Origin of the sequence: Janthinobacterium darwini, from assembly GCF_051380905.1 — a bacterium.
In the GTDB taxonomy this organism is placed as follows: Bacteria; Pseudomonadota; Gammaproteobacteria; order Burkholderiales; family Burkholderiaceae_D; genus Janthinobacterium.
The window spans coordinates 2,530,344-2,550,163 of the sequence record NZ_JBNYXX010000001.1 but is presented as its reverse complement, the minus strand read 5'-3'; the positions used below and the strand labels follow the sequence as shown (position 1 = coordinate 2,550,163).

Sequence of the window (19,820 nt, the reverse complement as noted above, 5' to 3'; positions counted from 1 at the left end):
TTACTTCGCCAGCTTCGCCTTCGCCACCAGCGCCTGCACCACTTGCAGGGTCGCTTGCTCCACGCCCTGGCGCGGCAAGCCCGTGTTGGCGCCGGCGACCATCGATGGATTGGTCAGGTAGCGCCCGCCCACGATCAGGGTGGGCGTGCTGTCGACCTGGTAGCCGGCGGCCAGGCGGGGCAGGTTTTTCAGCTTGGTCTGCACGCCAAACGACTGGTAGGCGCCTTCGAAGGCGGCTTTGTCCAGGCCATTTTTCAGCGCCCAATCGAGGTTGTCCCTGTCGCTGGCCAGGCGCTTGCGCTCCACATGCCAGGTGTGCATGACTTGCGCGTGCAGCGCCTCTTCCTTCTTCAGCGCTTCCAGGGTCAGGAACAGATGCGCTTCCGGATCATTTTCCGGCGTGTGCGGTAAATGGATGCGGCGGAACGACACGCTGGCGGCATTCTCCTTGACCCAGCGCGCCAGGCCCGGCTCCAGCGCGTTGCAGGCGGGGCAGTGGTACATGAAAAATTCGATCACTTCCACCTTGCCCGGCGCCGCCTGCACGGGCTGCGGCGTGGCCAGCACCAGATAATCGGCGCCCTGCACGGGAGCTTGTGGCGAGGCTATGGCGCTGGCGGCGGCGAAGCTGGCGCAGGCCAGGAAGACGTGGTGCAAACGCATGGAAGCTCCTTGGAAAAATTGATTATGAGGCAATCATGGTAGAGCATTAATGATTGATGGTGTTGCATTGATGTAATAAACGTTTATTATTCCGAATATTGAATAATAATGTTCCAATTTTTGTGTAAAAATACAAAAACGGGGTGACGGGCGAAAGCGCTGTGTCATACCATCAAACTCAAAAACCAGGAGTCCATCATGTTGTCTTCCCTACGCACGCGGTTGGTGCTCATCTGTGTGGCCATCGTCGTGCTGTCCATGCTGGCCTTGTCGCTCGCCAATTACCTCACCACGCGCAACAGCATGCTGGCGTCGTCCGACCAGCAGATGCAGCAGTTGCTTCAAAGCCAGTCGGCCGTGCTGGCCCAATGGGTCGATGGCAAGAAAAAGGTCATGGCATCCGTCGTCATGTCGGCCGAGACGCCTGATCCGATGCGCGCCTTCCAGATCGCGGAAAAGGCCGGCGATTTTGCGGAAGTGTTCATCGGCTATGCGGACAAGCGCTCCGTGTTTACCCATCCGGGCCGCCCGGCCGATTTCGATCCCACCGCGCGCGCCTGGTACACGGACACCGTCAAGGCAGGCGTGCCGATGCTCACGCCGCCGTATGTGGACGCGGCCAGCCACAAGCTGGTGGTGTCGTTCACGGCGCCCGTCGGCTCGAAAGGGGCACTGGTGGGCGTGGCGGGCGCGGACGTGTTGCTCGACACGGTGATCGCCAACGTGGTGGCGATCAAGCCAACACCGCACAGTTTTGCCTTCCTGGTCGACCAGAGCGGCACCATCATCGCTCATGCCAACAAGGACCTGAGCCTGCAGCCGGTGGCGAAACTCGATGCCACGCTGTCGGCCGCGCAGGTCAACCGGCTGGAAAACACGCGCACGAGCGATGCCGTGCGCCTGAACGACCGCGATGGCAAATTGTATGTCACACGCGTGGCGGGCACCGACTGGCTGCTGGCCGTGGTACTGGATCAGCAGGAAGCCATGCAAGCCTTGCAGACGATGCTGACGGCGGCCACCGTCACAGCGGCGCTGCTGACCGGACTGGCGGCGCTGCTCTTGTCGCTGCTGGTGTTCAAAATGCTCAAGCGCCTGGAACTGGTGCGCGACGCGCTCGACGATATCGCCTCCGGCGAAGGCGACCTGACGCGCCGCCTCGACGCTTCCGGCGTGGATGAGCTGGCGCAGATTGCCGGCGCCTTTAACCGCTTCATCGACAAGATCGCCGCCGTGCTGGTGAAAATCCGCACGGCCAGCGAATCGGTGAAGGTCTCGTCGATGGAAATCGCCGCCGGCAACCAGGACCTGTCGTCGCGCACGGAACAGCAAGCGAGCTCGCTGGAAGAAACGGCCGCCTCGATGGAGGAGCTGACCAGCACCGTCAAGCAAAATGCCGACAATGCGCGCCAGGCTAACCAGATGGCGCAATCGGCGTCCGGCGTGGCCAGCAAGGGCGGGCAAGTGGTGGCGCAGGTGGTCGATACCATGGCGTCGATCAACGATTCGTCGAAGAAGATCGTCGACATCATCAGCGTCATCGACGGCATCGCCTTTCAGACGAATATCCTGGCCTTGAACGCGGCAGTGGAAGCGGCGCGCGCAGGCGAGCAGGGACGGGGCTTTGCCGTGGTGGCGACGGAGGTGCGCAGCCTGGCGCAGCGCTCCAGCCAGGCGGCCAAGGAAATCAAGCTGCTGATCGACGATTCGGTGGACAAGGTCGATTCCGGCGCGCGCCTGGTCGACGAGGCTGGCGCGACGATGCAGGAAATCGTCGACAGCGTGCGCCGTGTGACCGACATCATGGGGGAAATCACGGCCGCCAGCGTCGAACAAAGTTCGGGCATCGAACAGGTGAACCAGGCGATTGCGCAAATGGACCAGGTGACGCAGCAAAATGCGGCCCTGGTGGAAGAGGCGGCGGCCGCCGCGGAAAGCCTGCAGGATCAGGCCAGCACCCTGTCGCAGGTGGTGGGCGTGTTCAAGCTCGATGAAGCACAGGTTGCCGTGGCGCAGCCAGCCAGGCCCGTGGTGCGCGCACCCATCGCGCCGCGCATCGCCAGCCGCCCCGCAGCGAGGGCTGTCGCCAAGCCCGAGCGCAGCGAGGAGTGGGAAACGTTTTAAGGCAGTTTACGTCCGTTTAAGTCAGCGTTTAAGCGCGCCGGGGCGCCAGGGTTGGTGCCATCTGCCGGGCCACCTCGAAGAAGGCATCGGTGGCTGGCGTGTTCTGGCGCCTGTCGCGCACGGCCAGGCCCACCTTGCGGCTGACGGGCGGGTTCAAGGGCAGGGCCAGCAAGTCCGGATACTGCTCGCGCAGGCGCTGCGGCAGGGCCAGTTCAGCCACGATGGACAGGCCGTCGCCGCGGCTGACCATGTCGAGGATGGTGATCACCTGGCTGATGCGGTAAGGAACATTTGGCTGCAAGCCCGCGTTGGCGAACAGCGGTTCGATCAGGCAGGCGCAGCCTGCCTCGGACATGATGAATGGCCCTTCGCACAATTGGGCCAGGGTGATGGTGCTTTCGCTGGACAGCGGATGGCTGCGCGGCACCAGCGCCATCATCTGGTCTTCCACCAGCGGCGCCGTGTCGAAGCGCTCGTCGGGCAGCACGACGAAACCCACATCCACGCGGCGTTCGCGTATCCATTGCACCACCTCATGGTCGGCGCCTTCGTCGATGCGCAGGGCTATGCCCGGATAGCGCAGGCGGAACTGCGCCGTGATGGCCGGCAGCAGGTTTAATGACGAGGTGGGGCCGAAGGAACCGATGCGCAAGCTGCCCTGGCGCTGGCCCAGCACATCGGCCGCTTCCTGGCGCATGGCTTCCGACAAGCCGAGGATTTCACGCGCGCGCACCAGCAGCTGGCGCCCCACGTCCGTCAGTTCAGCCGAGGCCTGGTGGCGCACGATGAGGTCCACGCCCATCTCCTTTTCCAATGCCTTCAAGGCGTGCGAGACGGCCGACTGGCTGATGCCCAGCTGCGCGGCGGCGGCGGAAAAGCCATGCAGTTCGGCCACCAGGGTAAAAATTTCCAGTTGCGTGAAGGTCATGGTGTGGTTTCTTTGTGTTATGAGTATTTACTCATTATTTCATGAGCTGATATTAGTATTAATATATAAGTATACCGCACGTACAGCGTCCGCTGTACAAGCGACATCATAGGACTTTCCATGCGTACTTCCGCCGTACCCTCAGCCGCCTTGCCCTCCGTGCAATCGCCGCTCGTCTATATCAAACTGATTTTCGTCGCCCTGTTCTGGGGCGGCACTTTTATCGCCGGGCGCGTGCTGGCGCAGCAGATGCCGCCCATGACGGCCGCCAGCGGGCGCTTCGGCGTGGCCGTGCTGCTGCTCGTCGTGCTGGCGTGGAAACTGGAAGGGGGCTTGCCACGTCTGGACCGCAAGCAGCTGGCGACGACGGCGGCGCTGGGCCTGACGGGCATTTTTCTCTACAACCTGTGTTTCCTGGCAGCCCTGTCGCGCATGCCGGCGGGGCGCACGGCCCTGTTCGTGGCCTTGAACCCCATCGTCACGGCGCTCGCCTCGGCCATGCTGTTTCGCGAACGCCTCGGTTCCTTCAAATGGCTGGGCATCATGCTGGCATTTTGCGGCACGGCCATCGTCATCACGCGCGGCGACCTCGCTGGCGTGCTGCACGGTACGGGCGGCGGCATCGGCATGGGCGAAGTGTTCATGTTTTGCGGTATTTCCAGCTGGGCCGCCTATACCCTGATCGGCCGGGTGGCGCTGAAGGGCCTGAGCCCGATTGCCGCCACCACGTATGCGTCGATGTGGGGCCTGGCTTTCCTGCTGGTGGGGGCAGTGGTGGAATTCCCGAGCGTGCCGTGGCACAGCTTCGGCTGGCAAGTGTGGGCCGCCATCGCCTATTTGGGCGTGTTCGGCACGGTGATCGGCTTTGTCTGGTATTACGAGGGCGTGAAAGCGCTGGGGCCGTCGCGCACGGCCGTGTTCAACAACCTCGTGCCCGTGTTCGGTATCGTGCTGGCGGCGGGGCTCTTGGGCGAGCCGGTGCTGGCCTCGATGCTGGTGGGCGGCGCGGTGACGATTGCCGGCGTGGTGATGACCAACCGGCAAGCGAAATAGTTACTTTGCGCGGCGGCGCTTGCTCGGTTTTGCCGGCGCCTTCTTGTGGCGGCTGACGGAAGCGCGCATCACTTTCGGCTCTTCGATGCCGTTCTCGGCCGCCAGCATGCGGCGGATGTTGACGGCGTCCATGGCGCGCACGGAATTGGCGCGCGCGTTGAGCAAGATCATGGTGGCAAACTTGCCGGCCGACTTGATGCGCATGATCAGGCAGCGGCCCGCTTCATTCGTGTAGCCCGTTTTCGACAGGCCGATATCCCAGCCCTTGGCGCCCACCAGGCGGTTCGTGTTGTGGTATTCCACGTCGCGTCCCTTGATCTGGATCACGTCCTTCGAATCGGTGGTGATGCGGCTGATTTCCGGGTAGCGTGAGGCGGCCACGGCCATCTTGACCAGGTCCGCTGCCGTCGACTGGTTGTTCGGCGACAAACCCGTCGGCTCTTCGATGACGGTCTGGCGCATGCCCAGGGCCTTGATCTTGGCGTTGACGGCCACGGCAAACGCCGTCGGGCCGCCGGGGAAGGTGCGCGCCAGCGAGGCGGCGGCGCGGTTGTCGGACGACATCAGCGCCAGCTGCAGCACGTCGTGGCGGCTCAGGGTGGCACCCACGGGCACGCGCGAAGTGCTGTGTTTCAAGGTGTCGACATCTTCGCGATCGATGCTGATCTCTTCCTGCATATTGGCCTTGGAGTCGAGCACGACCATGGCCGTCATGAGCTTGGTCAGCGAGGCGATGGGCACCACCACGTTGGAATTTTTTTCAAGCAAGACTTTGCCTGTGCCATCTTCGACCACCAGGATCGACTGGGAACCGAAGGGCACGGCGATGGCCGCTGTCGAAAGCGTCATCAGCACCGCGGCGAACATTTTTTTGAGCATGGGATTGTAATGGGAAGCAGTTTTGGGGCGCCATCGAGGGCGCTGCGCGCAAATCCGGGACAGACCTGCGCGGGAACGCGGCGTGTATCTCGGAGGCAATATTTGCCAAGAGTAGACAATACCATTAAAAATATTGCGATGTCTACGGCACACTGGCCGCGCAAGCCGCTTTGCGGCGCGAAACGTGAAAATAATCGCGATCCGGCATGTAACTATTGCCTCACTGAAAATTGTCGCCGTATTATTGATTTCATTTAAGAAATCTAATATTCTTTCTGCAATCTTGCTGCGCATCATATAAGGCAGGTCGCCATCGTCGCTGGTACCCGCAAAATCGTGCCTGGTCATTTCCCCCTGTGCGCCTGCCCATCCCGCTCCCAAACTGCGTTCATGCATGCTGAACTTATCGAGGAGAACGCAATATGTGGGGAAAAATCAAGCAATTGCACCAGCAAATGGACGACGACGCCATCCTGGTGCTGGAATCGCCCGACGCCGCTGCTACCTTGCCGGCCGGCTACCGGCGCTATATCGGCGAGCGGCTGGCCACCATGTCATGGATAGAACGTCAGCAATTCCGTGAGTTCCTGTTGAAATACCGCTGCGCCCGCTTCTACAAGGCGGCCGCCAAACTGCTCATTCCCTTCACTGCGGTAGGCGTGCTGCAGCAACTGCTGTGGCCGGAAAAGCTGAGCTGGCTTGTATCGCTGGTGTTGAGCAACCTGATCGGCTTTTCGCTCGCTTGTGGCCTGATGGGCGTCTGGTTCAACTACCGCATGCTGGTGGCAAACAGGTCATTCAAGCCCTTGCTGCGCATTTTGCTGGCGTGCATGGGCGGCCTGGCTGTCGGTATGGGCGCGGCGACCATCTTCAGCGACCGGCCCATGCTGCTCTCGCCGGAGAAGCTCGCGCGCAACCTGGGTATCGCCCTGCTGGTGGTGAGCCTGCTTTACTTCGTGCCGCTGGGAATAGTCGCCATGTGGCGCAACCGCCAGTACGAAGCACTGACTCTGCAACTGCAGCAAGGTGCCGAGCGCGACCGCCTGGCGCGCGAACTGAGCGAGTCGCAGCTGCGGCTGTTGCGTGCCCAGATCGAACCGCATTTCCTGTTCAATACCCTGGGTGCGGTGCAGCAGCTGGCCGAGCAGGGTGAGCAAGGCGCCGGCAAGGCCGCAGCGTTGACAGCCGACCTGATCGCATTTTTGCGCGCCAGCCTGGCGGAGATGCGCAGCGAGCAAGTGCCGCTGCATAGCGAATTCGATATGGTGGCCGCGTATTTGCGTGTGATGCAGGCGCGCATGGGCGCCCGTCTGCGCTACACACTGGATTTGCCGGCCGAGTTTGCGCACGCGACGATACCCAGTATGATCTTGCTGACCTTGGCGGAAAATGCCATCAAGCACGGTATTGAACCCTCCTTGCGCGGCGGCGAGATCCGCCTGTCGGCGCTGCTGGTGGATGGCATGCTGCGCCTGCGCGTGCAGGATACGGGCATGGGTTTGCCAGAAAGCGGCGCGGAGAGCGCGCAGGAAAGTGGTCTGGGCCTGGAAAACGTGCGCAGCCGGCTGTTGCTGTCCGATCCGTCCGCCAGCCTGATCGTGCGCGACGGCGAAGAGGGCGGCGTGATCGCTGAAATATTGCTGTCCATCAAAATTGCATCCAGCCTGAAAGAAGCCGCCGCATGAACACCACCATCCTGATCGCCGAAGACGAACCTTTGATGCGCGAGCGCCTGCAAACGATGCTGGCGCTGGCCTGGCCCGAGGCGCGCATCGTACTGGCGGCGGAAAACGGCAACGATGCCTGGGACGGCTTCCTCGAGCACGAGCCGGACGTGGTCTTTCTCGATATCCGCATGCCTGGCCTGTCGGGCCTGGAAGTGGCCGAGCGCATCGGCAAGCGCGCCCACGTGGTGTTTGTCACGGCCTATGACCAGTACGCCGTTGATGCGTTCGACGCGGACGCCGTCGACTACCTGTTGAAACCCGTGCAGGCTGGGCGACTGCAGCGGGCGCTGGCGCGTTTGCGCGACAAGCTCGGGGCCCAGCCGGCCGACATGGCCAATTTATTGCAGTCGCTGCGCGCGGCGCTGCCGGCCGCTCCGCGCGACAAGTTGAAATGGATCAAGGCCAGCGTGGGCAAGCAGATCCGTTTGATCGACATCGACGACGTGCTGTTTTTTCAGGCCGACACCAAGTACACGCGCGTGGTGCTGGCCGGCTCGGAAGCGCTCGTGCGCACGCCGCTGAAGGATTTGCTGGGCGGTCTTGATCCCGACCAGTTCTGGCAAATCCACCGCGGCACCATGGTCAACGTGAAAGCCATCGAGGCGGCCGAACGTATCGACGCCGAGCGCATGCAGGTACTGGTGCGCGGCAGCACGGAAAAGTTGCCCGTCAGCCGCACATTCACGTATTTGTTTCGCGATTAGCCTGTAATGCAAACGCCCCGCACTTGGCGGGGCGGGGCGATCAGCGGCGCTGCTGTGCTTACTGGATCTTGGCGATCGACACTTCCGTCGATTTCACCAGGGCGATGACTTCGCTGCCCACTTTCAGGTCCAGGTCCTTGATCGAGCGCGAGGTGATCACCGAAGTGACGATGCCGTGCGGCGTTTCCACGTCCACTTCCGAGACCACGGGGCCAAAGATGATTTCCTTGATCTTGCCGCGAAACTGGTTGCGTACATTCACTTCCGAGATAGCCATGATTTTTCCTTTGTGCCCGTAATACGCCGTGCGGCGCGACATGGCCAGAGTACGGCGCGCGCACGCTTTTGACCACGAATCGATGCGCATATCGATATGCGCAAACCGGGCGGACATGAAAAAACCGGGACAAGTCCCGGTTTTTGTTGATACAGCGCAAGCTTACTTTTGATAAATCTTGTCGAATTCGCCGCCATCGTCAAAATGTTTCTTTTGCGCTTGTTTCCAGCCGCCAAAGACGTCATCGATGGTAAACAGGGAGATCGGCTTGAAGCTGGCCGCATATTTCTTCGCGACGGCTGCCGAACGGGGACGCAGGTAGTGCTTGGCGACCAGTTCCTGGCCCGGTTCCGAGTACAGGTATTGCAGGTAGGCCGTGGCTTCCTTGCGGATGCCACGGCGGTCGACCACCTTGTCGACGACGGCCACTGGCGACTCGGCCAGGATGGAGATGCTCGGATAGACCACTTCGAAGTTGTCGCCGAATTCGGCGCGCACCAGTTGTACTTCGTTTTCAAACGTCACCAGCACGTCGCCGATTTCACGCTGCGTGAAGGTGGTGGTGGCGCCGCGGCCGCCGCCGTCGAGCACGGGCACGTTCTTGAACAGCTTGGTCACCAGCTCGCGCGCCTGCGCTTCGCTGCCACCTTTTTTCACGGCATAGCCCCAGGCTGCCAGATAGGTGTAGCGGCCGTTGCCCGAGGTTTTCGGGTTCGGCACGATGACCTTGATGCCGGGCTTGGCCAGGTCGTCCCAATCCTTGATGTGTTTCGGGTTGCCTTTGCGCACCAGATACACCATGGTGGAATAGAACGGCGCCGCATTGTTCGGGAACTTCTTGGCCCAGTCGGCCACCACCAGGCCACGGTCGACGAGGATATCGATGTCATTCGCCTGGTTCATGGTCACGACGGACGCTTCCAGGCCATCGGCAACGGAGCGCGCCTGCTTGCTCGAGCCGCCGTGCGACTGCTTGATGGTGATGGTTTCGCCCGTTTTGGCTTTCCAATCAGCAATAAATGCAGGATTCACATCCTTGAACAGTTCGCGCATCACGTCGTACGAGGCGTTCAGCAAGACCACGGGTTCGGCGGCGCTGGCGGCCATCGGCAGGCTCATGGCGGCAGCGGAAGCTGCCAGGGCGCTGGCCAGGAACCAGCGGCGCGAGCGTTGGGTGAGTGTCGCTGCGGCAGTCGATACGGCGTTGGAATGGGTCATGTTGAACTCTTATTGTGAGAATAGACAGTCATAGTCTAAAATTCCGGCCGGAAAAGAAACGAATTTTTCGTAATATGCTTAGATCCGATTCCCGTTTGCGCTGAAAAACAGATATCGATTTTTGAAATGATTCGTGGGCAAGACGACAGTCAAGGCTTAGCCTGCAAGAGGTCCGTCATAGGCAAATCCGTCCCGTGGCGTGGCGCGAAAAAACCCGATCGCGCCGCTTGGTGTATAGTCGAACGGCGCGATACAGGGGCAAAACCGTCTGCATCGGCAACTGGAATATTTTGTGAGCGTACATGAGTCTTGAAATTCGTATTGCAACATCGACCGACGCTTTCGAGGCGTGCAACGTATTACGACGCTCCATCGTCGAATGCTGCAGCCTCGATCATCGGGACGATCCGGTCATCCTGGAAGCCTGGCTGGGCAATAAAACACCGCAGATGGTGGCGTGCTGGTTTGCGTCGCCTACCAATTTTTCGCTGGTCGCAATCGAGCATGGCGCCGTCGTCGGCGTCGGTTTGCTGACGCGCGCCGGCAAGCTGGCCCTGTGCTACCTGCTGCCCGAGGCGCAAGGCCGGGGCGCGGGCAAGGCGCTGGTGGAACAGCTGGAAGCGCAGGCGCGCGAGTGGGGCATCAAGGCCCTGCAATTGCACAGCACGGCCAGCAGCCAGGCCTTTTTCGTCAAGCAGGGATATATCGAGGCGGGCAATGTGCGTTCGCCGTATGGCGTGGAAACGATTTTTTGCTGGAAACAGATTGACCCCGCAGGCCTCTCCAGCGGTGACCCCAAGCGCAAGCGCTTTTGCAACTGCAATTCGGCCTGACTTACCGTTGGCGCCTCAGCCCGCCCATCCGGCGGCGGGCCTTCCCCCTCTTTGAATATTTCCCTTCAGTAACTGATCTGGATATACACGCCTTGTTGCGCGCTATCGTTTGCCGGCAGCAAGGTGCCTCCGGCAAACATTTTCAGTTCGCCGGGCGCGAACGCCAGCCAGTCTTCGTTTTGCGTCAGGGGATGCGTGGCGATCACGGCGATGCGGTCGTCCAGGTGGTTGTGCTGGCGAAAGTCGATGCTGCGCTCGCAGTCGATCAGTTGCGCTACGGAAAATGGGTACTCGCGTATCACATAGTGCAAATGCGTGGAGCAGTGGGCAAACAGCAGTTCGCCGTCCGACAGGATGAAGTTGAAGCTGCCGTGTGCGGCGATGTCCGTGGCGACCTCGGCGATAGCCGCGCGCAGGGCGGCGCGCGTCGGTACGCCCAGGGGAAACTGCGTGCGCAAGTGGGCCAGCAGGTGGCAAAAGGCTTGTTCGCTGTCCGTGTCGCCGCTGGCACGGTAGTAGGCATTGGCGGGCGGGCGCCACGTTTTCAAGTCGCCATTGTGGGCGAAGGACCAGGTCTTGCCCCACAGTTCGCGGGCGAACGGATGGGTGTTTTCCGGTGCGATGCGGCCCTGCGTGGCCTTGCGGATGTGCGCGACGATGTTTTTCGCCTTCACGGGATGCTGCTGCACGGCGGCAGCCAGCGGCGAATCGACGGCGGCCAGGTGATCCGTCAGCAAGGTGCAGCCGCTACTGGAATGATAGGCGATGCCCCAGCCGTCGCGGTGCTCGTCCGTGCGTCCTCCCCGCTCGGCAAAACCGGCAAAGGAAAATCCCAGCGCGGCCGGCTTGCTGCTGTTCATTGCGAGTAACTGGCACATGGCGGCCCTTCCTGATGGTCTTGGTACATGCCCACAGTAAAGGCGGGCGTCTGTGGCGGGAAGGAATGTTTCCGACTATCGTTATGCGCTGTCCATTGCGGTGTTCTTATTTGCTGGCCGCATATCAAAGGGCGAAACCATTCGTTCTCCTTTGCTTGGCGCTGCCTTACTCTGCACACTTTGGCGCCGCCTTCCCCACGAGGGATGCCGGCGCAGCCCGATGAAGGAGCATCCATGCCATTTCCCGTCCTGCAAAATTACCTGGCCCGCTTGTCGCATCAAACCCAGGCCGGCACCAGTGTCTGGCTTGACGGGGAGGGCAGGGCGCTGGGGCGCTTTTTCAATTGCACCATGACCAGCGCTTTCCAGCCGCTGCGCGAACTGGGCAGCGGCAAGCTGGTGGCGTTCGAGGGACTGGCGCGCAGCGTGTCGAAGGCGGACGAGGGCTTGTCGTTGTGGCGTTTGCTCGACCATGCGGCCAGCGACGATGAATCCGTGGAATTGGACCGCCTGTGCCGCATGTTGCATGCGATTAACTTTTTCCGCCAGAGCGAAGCAGAGCAGTCAGACTTGTACCTGAACGTGCACGACCGCCTGCTGAGTGCCGTCAGCAGCAATCATGGCCATGCCTTCCAGCGCATCCTCGACGCGCTGGGCTTGCCCATCGAGCGCATCGTGCTGCAATTGCCCGCAGTGACACCGAACCAGGGCTGGCTGCTCAACTACGTGGCCGACAATTACCGGCGCAACGGGTTCCGCCTGGCCATCAACGTGGCCAGCGTGCACGAGGCAAGCGGCATGCTGGAGCGCTTGCACCCGCATGCGTTCAAGCTTGACGCGGGCAACCTCAGCGACGAGCAGGCCGTTGCCAGCTTCGTCGCCCTGTGCCATGCGGCGAAAATTCGCGTCATCTTCAAACGCCTCGACACGCCAGCGGCGCTGGCTTCGCTGCAGCGCGTCGCCGCCATCACGGGCTTGCCCATCGTGGCGCAGGGCTATTTGCTGGAAAAACCGCTGACGGCACTGGCGCAGGCAAAGCAGGACGTCGCGGCCACCGCAGTCGCCGCGTAGGGTGGCAGATGCTGAAATGAGGGCGACACGATAGGCATTGAGGGTTTTTCTTCGCAGCACAATACGCTATAGTATTCCCATCGTTAAATTGGACTGACTATGGCATCGCGCAGAAATTTTTTACACCACGGTATGGGCTTGGCCGCGCTGGGCCTGGTCGCCACTCCTCTCATCGGCTGCGCCTCGCGCACGGCCGCTCCCGCCTCGGCTTCTGCCAGCGCCAAGCCGCGCGCACCGCGCACGGGCGTGCCACCCCAGCCGACGCAATTGGCCAGCGTCGACCGTTCGATCACTTCGCAGTCGCGCCAGGCCATCACGGAGATGGAACCGCCTCCCGATATATTCGATGCGCAGGCGCTGGATCTGGAATTCTGGCTCAAGCCCCGCACCCTGGAAGTGGTGCGTCCTGCCAGCAATGAGAAGGCCAGGCTGCTGTACTGGAAAGATGGCGAAGTCATCGATTCGGCCTACCAGGAACTGTGCCATTTGCTGCGCGACGTGAACGGCAAGAAGACGGCGCCCATCGACCCGAAACTGCTGGAAACCCTGTGGGGCACGCAAGCGTTCGTGGCCCGCTACGGTATCGAGCAGCCGCTGGAGATCCTGTCGGGCTACCGCACGGCCGAGTCGAACAGCCGGCTGCGCGAAGCAGGCGTGCCAGCCGCGCGCCAGTCGCTGCACATCTCGGGCCGCGCCGCAGACATCCGCGTCGCCAACCTGAACGCGGAAGTGCTCGGTTCCCTGGTGCGCAGTTTCAAACAGGGTGGCGTGGGCTTTTATTACCGCTCCGGCCCCCGTGGCGGCTGGATTCATGCCGATACTGGCTTGCAGCGCACCTGGAAAGGTTAAACACCTGACTAAACCTCGCGCGGCGCGCTTTGCGGCCTGTGATGCTCGCCGTACCTTGGTACGGCTGCGCGTCTCGGCCACAAATCATTGCCGCTCGCGACGGTTTTGTCAGGCGTTTGTTTGATCAGTCATCGTGATATGGCGGTTCGGGCACGCTATCGTGTCCGGTGCGCCGCCATGTCCTCAAAATTCATGGGGCGTTCCCGGTGAATTCCCACTTCAGCTTCCCATGAAACTGTCCAGCCATAACATCGAACTGTTCCTGGCCGTCGTCGACGGCGGTTCGTTCTCGGCCGCCGCGCGCGCCTTGCGCCGGGCGCCATCGGCGGTCAGCATGGCCATTGCCAACATCGAGGCGGAACTGGGCATCGCCCTGTTTGACCGCGGCGCGCGCGAAGCCGTGCCCACGCCGGCTGCGATGGCGCTGATGCCCCACGCGCGCCTGATCGCCGAGCAGTTGAAGCAGTTGCACCTGCACGTACAGGAATTGTCGCAGGGACTGGAAAGCCGCATTTCGCTGGGCATCGCGGCCGAGCTCGACCATGCACCTTTCCTGGCCGCCGTGCGCGCGCTGTCGCAGCGCCATCCGCTGCTCGACATCGAGGTGCTGACGGCGCCGCAGGACGATGTGCTTGACATGCTGCACCGCGGCCGCATCAGCGCCTGCATGGCCTTCGCTGGAGGGCGCATCAATCACGAGGAACAGTTCCAGTTGGTGGGTAGTGATGCCTTGCTGGCAATTATTTCCACCCAGCATCCGCCCAGCGCGGCGGGCCGGCCCCTGTATATCGAGGAATTGGTGAATTTGCGGCAGATCATCGTGGCCAGCCGCGAACTGGACCTGGCCGATGCGCGCCCCGTCGTCGGACTGTCTTATTGGCGCACCGACAGTTTGCCGATGGCGCTGGCGATGGTGGAGGCGGGACTGGGGTGGGGTAACTTTGCCGCCTCGGCCATTGCCCACTCGCTGGCGGCTGGGCGGGTGCGCCGCGTGGCGTTCAAGAATACGGGCAATGGCCTGGTCGTGCCCATCCACCTGGTGTGGATGAAGGACCGGCCGCTGGGCATGGCGGCGCGGTCCTTTCTTCAGTTGCTGACCGAAGTGCCGGCAGTGGCACCCTGAAGTCCGGTCGCTTCTTCCTTCGGCTGCTGCGCCGACAGGGGCACGCCGAACAGGCCATCGAAGAAATAGTTGAAGATGAAGCTGTAGCACGGGATAATCAGCATCAGGGCGAAGTCCAGCAGGAAGGCTTGCCACAGGCTGATGTTCAGCCACCAGGCGATCAGCGGGATCAGGTAGATCACCAGCGTGATCTGGAAGCCGATCGCGTGCAGGATGCGGCGCCAGACGGTGCGCGTGCGTGACACTTGGCGGATTTCCCAGTATTCGAAAGCCGTGTTGTAGAGCAGGTTCCAGATCACGGCAATGGTGGTGATCATGATCGCCAGCGGGCCCGTGCTGGTGGGCGATTCGCCCGAAAGCAGGGTCAGCCAAGCCGTGGAAATGGCCATGCCGATGATTTCAAAGGCGGTGACGTAGACGATTTTGCGTTTGATGCCTTGCATGTAAAGCCTGTAAAGAAGAGATGGCGCGTATTTTAAGTCAGGTATGCTGATGTTAAAAGTTGATAGCTATCAGTTTATCTGATGAATGTGTGCCAGCAATACCATGCTGGCCATGAACGGTGGATAATGGCGGCAGGCGGGCAACCGGTCCCGTCGCACCACCGCAGAAAAGGTCAACGAGCATGCAAGGCGTAGCAGACAGCAACATCCCCGACACCCCCGCCAGCCCGGACGAACGTCCCCGTTTTCGCCCCTGTCCTTGGGAGTACCTGGAAACGCCGTACGACGTGGAAGTGTGGATCGAGGAGCATAACCGCAGCATGCAGGACAATATCCGTGCCACGGAAACGGGCGTGGGCATCTGCTTTACCCTGGCTGAAGGGGGCGATATCTATATGCAGACCAGCGCCGACGGCGCCGTCGTGCTGGACGTGACGCCGGACGCGGCCTGGGTCTCTCCCCTGATCAGCGCGGCGACGGGCTGCGAGGCGCCGGACTCGTCGCTGTGGATCTTGCCTGACGACAAGCTGATCCAGCTGATCGTGGGCCTGTCCAGCCTGGTGGCCAGCACCTTGCTGGTGGTGGGCCATGACTTTGGCTTGCGCCGGCGCAGCATGGGCCGCTGAACCGTTCGCACGGCGGTGGGGAGGGGCGGCCATGCCTCTTGTATGGCTCCGGTTTGCGCTGCAGGACGCGTGCGTTGCAAAAATATGGCATGCCCGCGCCTGGCATGCCTTCCGCCGTACACTCCGATGAGAAGTCCGCGATGCATAATGACAAGCTGGACCTCCGCAACATCAGTCTGGTGTGCGTGGAAACGCGTTATCCCGAGCTGGCCAGCTTTGCCATCGAGCGCTGCCTGGCCGGCGCCGATTTCAAGGAATGCCTGCTCTTCACTTCCCGCCTGCATGACTTGCCCCCGCATATGCGCCAGGTGCTGATCGCCCCCATCGAGAGCGTGGAGGCGTATTCGGCATTCGTGGTGCATGAGCTGGGCGACCATTTCAAGGGCACGCATGTGCTCATCGTGCAGTGGGACAGTTTCATCGTGGATGCGCGTCAATGGCAAAGCGCTTTCCTGGACTGTGATTACATAGGCGCACCGTGGTCGCATCGCCCCGTGGCCGTCGGCAATGGCGGTTTTTCGCTGCGATCGCGGCGCCTGTACGAAGTCTTGCCACAGCTGGCCATCACACAAGTCCATCCCGAGGACTATGCGATCTGCGAGTTGCATGGCGACCAGTTGCGCGAGGATTTTGGCGTGCGCTTTGCCGATGCCAGTCTGGCCTCCAGCTTTGCCTTCGAATGCGTTGTGCCCACCGGTCCCACCTTTGGTTTCCATGGTTTTTTCAACTTTGGCCGGGTGCAGGACGACGTGGCGTTGCGCGACTATCTGCTCATGTGCGACGATGCCATGATGCATGCGGCCGCCGTGCGCAGGCTGGTCAAGCAGCTGTATGGCTCCGGCCGCTACCGGATGGCGGCACACGTATTGCGCCGGCGCCTCAACGGGGGCGCCGCCATGTTCGCCGATGCCTGCCTGCTTGCCCTGCGCGCCAGCTGGCATGCGCTTACGCGTGGCCGCTCGCGCACCGCGGTGCTGCCGGCGCAGGGGGCTTGACGGCCCGTGCTTGTGGTGAAATTGGCCTACCTGCGTGCTTTGCTCGACACTGCGCTTTGCACATGCTAGTCTCGGTACTGCACCCACCTTTTTGCCAGGGCGGCAGTGCAAAGGACAGCCATGGATACGCCACCGCAAGCGGTACCTGTTCCGGATTTCTCTCCACGCTGCCACGACGGCATGCCGCTGCATGCCGCGCCCCTGCTTGATGATGGCGTCTTCAGCCCGGAACGGGTGGAGGCTGAACGCGAGCAAGCCTATTTCAACGATTTATACCTGCTGGCGCCCGTCGCCCATTTCGTGCTGGGACTCGATGGCGTGATCCTGCAAGTCAACCTGGTGGCGGCCGAGCTGTTCGGCCTGCCCCGGGAACGGCCCGGCCACGTGCTGTTCCGCTCCTATGTGCACGAGGCGTTTCGTCACGATTACGAGCGCTTCGTGCAGCGCGTGCTCAATAGCAGCGAGCCCGAGCGTATCCAGCTGCAGGTGCAGTCCCGTCCCGGCGCGCGCGAGGCCGGCTTGCCCGTCTGCCTGCTAGGCAGCGCCGACCCGAACGGCCAGGCCTTGCGCCTGGTGCTGGAGCAGGCCGAGGGCAAACTGGCGGCGCTTGAACGCAGCGAAGAACGCTTCCGGCGCATCGTGCACGGCGCCGAGGAGGGGATTTGGGAAATCGATGCGCAGGCGCTGACCAGCTTTGTCAATCCGAAGATGGCGCACATGCTGGGCTGCCAGATCGAGGATATGCTGGGCCAACCGCTGGTGGCCTTCATGGATGACGAGGGACGCGCCATCCTGGAGCGCAATATTGCGCGGCGCCAGGTTGGCATTGCCGAACGCCACGAATTCAAGTTCCTGCGGCGTGATGGCAGCACCCTGTGGGCCACCTTGGCTACCAATCCCATCTTCGACTCCGGCGGCACCTATCTGGGTGCGCTGGCGCTGGTCAGCGACATCACGGCGCAGCGCGCAGCATCCGAGCGCATCTGGCGGCAAGCCAATTTCGATGAGCTGACGGGCTTGCCGAACCGCCACATGTTTCTCGACCGGCTGCAGCACGAGGCGCACCACGCCAGGCGCGAAGGCACTTGCCTGGCCCTGCTGTTCATCGACCTCGACCATTTCAAGCAGGTGAATGACCGTCTGGGCCACGAGAAGGGCGACATGCTGCTGCGCCAGGCGGCGCGGCGCATCAGCGAACGCGTGCGCGCCACCGATACGGTAGCGCGCCTGGGCGGCGACGAGTTCACCGTCATCCTGGCCGGCGTGGGGCAGTTGGGTGGCATCGAGCGTGTGCTGCAGGAACTGACGGCCGGGCTGACCCAGCCTTTCGTGCTTGACGGCGATACGGTGCACGTGTCGGCCAGCGTGGGCGTGGCGCTGTATCCAGCTGACGGCGATACGCCGGACAGCTTGCTGCGGCATGCCGATCAGGCCATGTATGCGGCCAAGAACGGGGGGCGCAACGGCTACAGCTATTTCACGCCGGCGTTGCAGCAGGCGGCCGAAGTGCGCCGCCATACGGTGCGCGAGATGCGCCTGGCCCTGACGCATGAGCAATTTGAAGTGCATTACCAGCCCATCATCCGCCTGCGCGATGGCGCCATCGAGCGGGCCGAGGCGCTGCTGCGCTGGCGCCATCCGCTGCGCGGCCTGTTGCTGCCCGCCGACTTCATCGCTTTTGCCGAGACGAACGGCCTGATCATCGATATCGGCGAGTGGGTGTTTCGCCAGGTCGTGCGCCAGGCACGGCAGTGGCAAGACGAGCATGGTGCCGCGCTCCAGATCAGTATCAACAAGTCGGCCGTGGAATTTCGCTGCGACGGTGCGCTGTACCAGGACTGGGGCGGGCACCTGACGCGGCAGGGCCTGGCGTCGGGCGCCATCGTTATCGAAACAACAGAAGCGGTGCTGCTCGACAAGGCATGCCAGGTGGCCGACCGGCTGCGCCAGTTTCGCGCCATGGGCCTGGCGCTGGCGCTCGACGATTTCGGCAGCGGGCAAGTGTCGCTCGCGTGCCTGAAAACAGCCGATATCGACTTTCTCAAGATCGACCGTTCCCTGGTCGGCGAACTGGAACGCGACGATGCCGGGCTGGGCCTGTGCGAATCGATCATTGCGCTGGCGCAGCGGCTGGGACTGAAAGTCGTGGCCGAAGGGGTGGAAACGGCGTCGCAGCGCGATCTGCTGCGCGCTGCCGGCTGCGATTATGCGCAGGGGTATTTCTTCTCCCACGCGCTGCCGGCAGGGCAAATGGACCGCCTGCTGGCGGCTCAGGCGGCTGGCTGAACGGTTTCCTGCGCCTGCCCTTCGCCCTCCATCAGCTGTTCCACGGCGGCCAGGGTGTCGGCGTCGCTGACCTTGGCCAAGGTCAGGCCAGGCGCCAGGATGACACGGTAGTGGCGGCTGGCCGGGTAAAACCAGCGGTAGTTATCGGTGCGGATGTAGTAGCCGACGATTTTCTTGTCATACGCCGAGGCGATGTGGATCACCGAGGTGTCGGGCGACAGCACCAGTTCGCAGCGGCGGATCAGGGCCGCCAGTTCGAGGATGTGGCCGGTGGGTGGTGCGGCCATCACGTTGGCATGGCCGGCACCGTCCACGATTTCGGCGGCGCGCGCCTCGGTGCCCGGCGCGGCGATCACCAGCAGCGCATGGCGCGGATAGCGTGCCGCCAGGGTGGCGCAGCAGCGCTGGGCGTCAGCCACGCTGACCGTGCGTTGCGCATTGCTGCCCTGGAAGTTGAGGCAGAACAAGCCTTCATAGCTACGCAGCAGGGTGTCGCAGGCGGCGTCGACCTGTGCCGCGTGCGCATCGACACCGAACAGTTCATAGCGCATGTCGATGTCGCGCAGGTCAAATTGCCCGAACGTGGCAAAAAAGCTGTGCAGAATGTGGCGGCTGCGGTCGCAGGGCACCGTATGGTCGAACATGCCCAGATTTTCCGTCGAGGTGCCATATTTTGGAATGGCAAAGCCCGTCAAATAGCGCGCGCCCAGCCATTTGATGCGCAGCAGCAAGGGAATCGAAAAACGGTTGTAGGGGTTGAAGATGACGTCGTAGCGGCGTCGGCGCAGCTCGGCGATGGTGGTGCGCAAATCGCGCAGCAGCGGCTGCTTGTCCCAAATGAGGATGTCGCTCACATGCGGATTGTCGGCGATGATGTCGCGGTTGGCGCTGCTGGCTGCCACGTCGATCTGCCAGTGCGGATAGTTCTTTTTCAGCTCGCGCAGCAGTGCGGAGGTCACGATCATGTCGCCGATCTTGTCGTTGCGCAAAATCAATACCTTGCGCACCTTGGCGATATCGAGTGGCTGCTTGTCGGATTTGCCCAGCAGGGCGTAACTGATCAGCCGGGCGGCGGTTTTTATCAAGGGAACTCCGGAAATGGATGGCAGGATGCGCTGGCGTATTGGCTAATAAGCAAGCGAC

The 19,820-nt window shown here is 62.2% G+C and carries 19 protein-coding genes; 11 read left to right on the top strand and 8 right to left on the bottom strand.

Annotated elements, in window-relative coordinates; translation table 11 throughout:
* Positions 1-663: a thiol:disulfide interchange protein DsbA/DsbL gene (locus ACQ4WZ_RS11745; RefSeq protein ID WP_436573475.1), complete on the bottom strand. Its 663-nt coding sequence runs from the start codon at positions 661-663 to the stop codon at positions 1-3.
* A gap of 198 nt (positions 664-861) precedes the next feature.
* Here ACQ4WZ_RS11745 and ACQ4WZ_RS11740 point away from each other — a divergent pair, with 198 nt between their 5' ends.
* On the top strand, positions 862-2,787 hold the full coding sequence (locus tag ACQ4WZ_RS11740; protein WP_101480789.1) for a methyl-accepting chemotaxis protein: 1,926 nt from the start codon (positions 862-864) through the stop codon (positions 2,785-2,787).
* A gap of 28 nt (positions 2,788-2,815) precedes the next feature.
* Here ACQ4WZ_RS11740 and ACQ4WZ_RS11735 read toward each other — a convergent pair whose 3' ends face one another.
* Positions 2,816-3,715, bottom strand: a complete 900-nt coding sequence (locus ACQ4WZ_RS11735; protein ID WP_101480790.1) for a LysR family transcriptional regulator — start codon at positions 3,713-3,715, stop codon at positions 2,816-2,818.
* 120 nt (positions 3,716-3,835) lie between these two features.
* On the opposite strand from ACQ4WZ_RS11735, the gene ACQ4WZ_RS11730 reads away from it, so the two are divergent.
* Positions 3,836-4,768 (top strand): DMT family transporter, encoded by a 933-nt coding sequence (locus ACQ4WZ_RS11730; protein ID WP_101480791.1) that lies wholly within the window; start codon positions 3,836-3,838, stop codon positions 4,766-4,768.
* Here ACQ4WZ_RS11730 and ACQ4WZ_RS11725 read toward each other — a convergent pair whose 3' ends face one another.
* Entirely contained in the window at positions 4,769-5,647 is an 879-nt protein-coding gene (locus tag ACQ4WZ_RS11725; protein ID WP_035826880.1) for a serine hydrolase, read from the bottom strand.
* A 422-nt stretch (positions 5,648-6,069) separates the two neighbouring features.
* On the opposite strand from ACQ4WZ_RS11725, the gene ACQ4WZ_RS11720 reads away from it, so the two are divergent.
* The gene (locus tag ACQ4WZ_RS11720; RefSeq protein WP_436573474.1) at positions 6,070-7,332 is read left to right on the top strand and encodes a sensor histidine kinase; all 1,263 of its coding nucleotides are present in this window, start codon (positions 6,070-6,072) and stop codon (positions 7,330-7,332) included.
* Positions 7,329-8,078 carry a LytR/AlgR family response regulator transcription factor gene (locus tag ACQ4WZ_RS11715; protein ID WP_436573473.1) on the top strand — a complete coding sequence of 250 codons (750 nt, stop codon included), beginning with the start codon at positions 7,329-7,331 and terminating at the stop codon, positions 8,076-8,078. Before ACQ4WZ_RS11720 ends, ACQ4WZ_RS11715 begins: the two co-directional genes overlap by 4 nt.
* Positions 8,079-8,136: 58 nt before the next feature.
* Here ACQ4WZ_RS11715 and ACQ4WZ_RS11710 read toward each other — a convergent pair whose 3' ends face one another.
* On the bottom strand, positions 8,137-8,355 hold the full coding sequence (locus tag ACQ4WZ_RS11710; RefSeq protein ID WP_034757699.1) for a TOBE domain-containing protein: 219 nt from the start codon (positions 8,353-8,355) through the stop codon (positions 8,137-8,139).
* Positions 8,356-8,517: 162 nt separating this feature from the next.
* Positions 8,518-9,573 carry a sulfate ABC transporter substrate-binding protein gene (locus tag ACQ4WZ_RS11705; RefSeq protein WP_101480794.1) on the bottom strand — a complete coding sequence of 352 codons (1,056 nt, stop codon included), beginning with the start codon at positions 9,571-9,573 and terminating at the stop codon, positions 8,518-8,520.
* A gap of 302 nt (positions 9,574-9,875) precedes the next feature.
* Here ACQ4WZ_RS11705 and ACQ4WZ_RS11700 point away from each other — a divergent pair, with 302 nt between their 5' ends.
* Positions 9,876-10,406 carry a GNAT family N-acetyltransferase gene (locus ACQ4WZ_RS11700; RefSeq protein WP_133992212.1) on the top strand — a complete coding sequence of 177 codons (531 nt, stop codon included), beginning with the start codon at positions 9,876-9,878 and terminating at the stop codon, positions 10,404-10,406.
* 65 nt (positions 10,407-10,471) lie between these two features.
* Here the strand turns inward: ACQ4WZ_RS11700 and ACQ4WZ_RS11695 are convergent, their stop codons facing one another.
* Positions 10,472-11,284, bottom strand: a complete 813-nt coding sequence (locus ACQ4WZ_RS11695) for a class II glutamine amidotransferase (RefSeq protein ID WP_436573472.1) — start codon at positions 11,282-11,284, stop codon at positions 10,472-10,474.
* A 234-nt stretch (positions 11,285-11,518) separates the two neighbouring features.
* Between ACQ4WZ_RS11695 and ACQ4WZ_RS11690 the strand changes: the two genes are divergently transcribed.
* The 3 genes from ACQ4WZ_RS11690 (at position 11,519) to ACQ4WZ_RS11680 (ending at position 14,327) form a co-directional block, all read left to right on the top strand.
* Complete coding sequence (locus ACQ4WZ_RS11690; RefSeq protein WP_436573471.1) at positions 11,519-12,355, top strand: EAL domain-containing protein; 837 nt, start codon at positions 11,519-11,521, stop codon at positions 12,353-12,355.
* Between the two features lie 99 nt (positions 12,356-12,454).
* Positions 12,455-13,204, top strand: coding sequence for a YcbK family protein (locus ACQ4WZ_RS11685; RefSeq protein ID WP_436505857.1), 750 nt, complete (start codon positions 12,455-12,457; stop codon positions 13,202-13,204).
* Between the two features lie 229 nt (positions 13,205-13,433).
* Positions 13,434-14,327, top strand: a complete 894-nt coding sequence (locus tag ACQ4WZ_RS11680; RefSeq protein ID WP_101480799.1) for a LysR family transcriptional regulator — start codon at positions 13,434-13,436, stop codon at positions 14,325-14,327.
* Here ACQ4WZ_RS11680 and ACQ4WZ_RS11675 read toward each other — a convergent pair.
* On the bottom strand, positions 14,291-14,770 hold the full coding sequence (locus ACQ4WZ_RS11675; protein WP_436573470.1) for a PACE efflux transporter: 480 nt from the start codon (positions 14,768-14,770) through the stop codon (positions 14,291-14,293). The two genes, ACQ4WZ_RS11680 and ACQ4WZ_RS11675, sit on opposite strands and share 37 nt — an antisense overlap.
* Positions 14,771-14,952: 182 nt before the next feature.
* On the opposite strand from ACQ4WZ_RS11675, the gene ACQ4WZ_RS11670 reads away from it, so the two are divergent.
* The 3 genes from ACQ4WZ_RS11670 (at position 14,953) to ACQ4WZ_RS11660 (ending at position 18,677) form a co-directional block, all read left to right on the top strand.
* Complete coding sequence (locus ACQ4WZ_RS11670; protein ID WP_436573469.1) at positions 14,953-15,396, top strand: hypothetical protein; 444 nt, start codon at positions 14,953-14,955, stop codon at positions 15,394-15,396.
* Between the two features lie 140 nt (positions 15,397-15,536).
* The gene (locus ACQ4WZ_RS11665; protein ID WP_436573468.1) at positions 15,537-16,391 is read left to right on the top strand and encodes a DUF5672 family protein; all 855 of its coding nucleotides are present in this window, start codon (positions 15,537-15,539) and stop codon (positions 16,389-16,391) included.
* 120 nt (positions 16,392-16,511) lie between these two features.
* The gene (locus tag ACQ4WZ_RS11660) at positions 16,512-18,677 is read left to right on the top strand and encodes a putative bifunctional diguanylate cyclase/phosphodiesterase (RefSeq protein ID WP_436573467.1); all 2,166 of its coding nucleotides are present in this window, start codon (positions 16,512-16,514) and stop codon (positions 18,675-18,677) included.
* Here the strand turns inward: ACQ4WZ_RS11660 and ACQ4WZ_RS11655 are convergent.
* Positions 18,662-19,762: a glycosyltransferase family 9 protein gene (locus ACQ4WZ_RS11655; RefSeq protein WP_436573466.1), complete on the bottom strand. Its 1,101-nt coding sequence runs from the start codon at positions 19,760-19,762 to the stop codon at positions 18,662-18,664. The two genes, ACQ4WZ_RS11660 and ACQ4WZ_RS11655, sit on opposite strands and share 16 nt — an antisense overlap.
* Between the last annotated feature and the right edge of the window lie 58 nt (positions 19,763-19,820).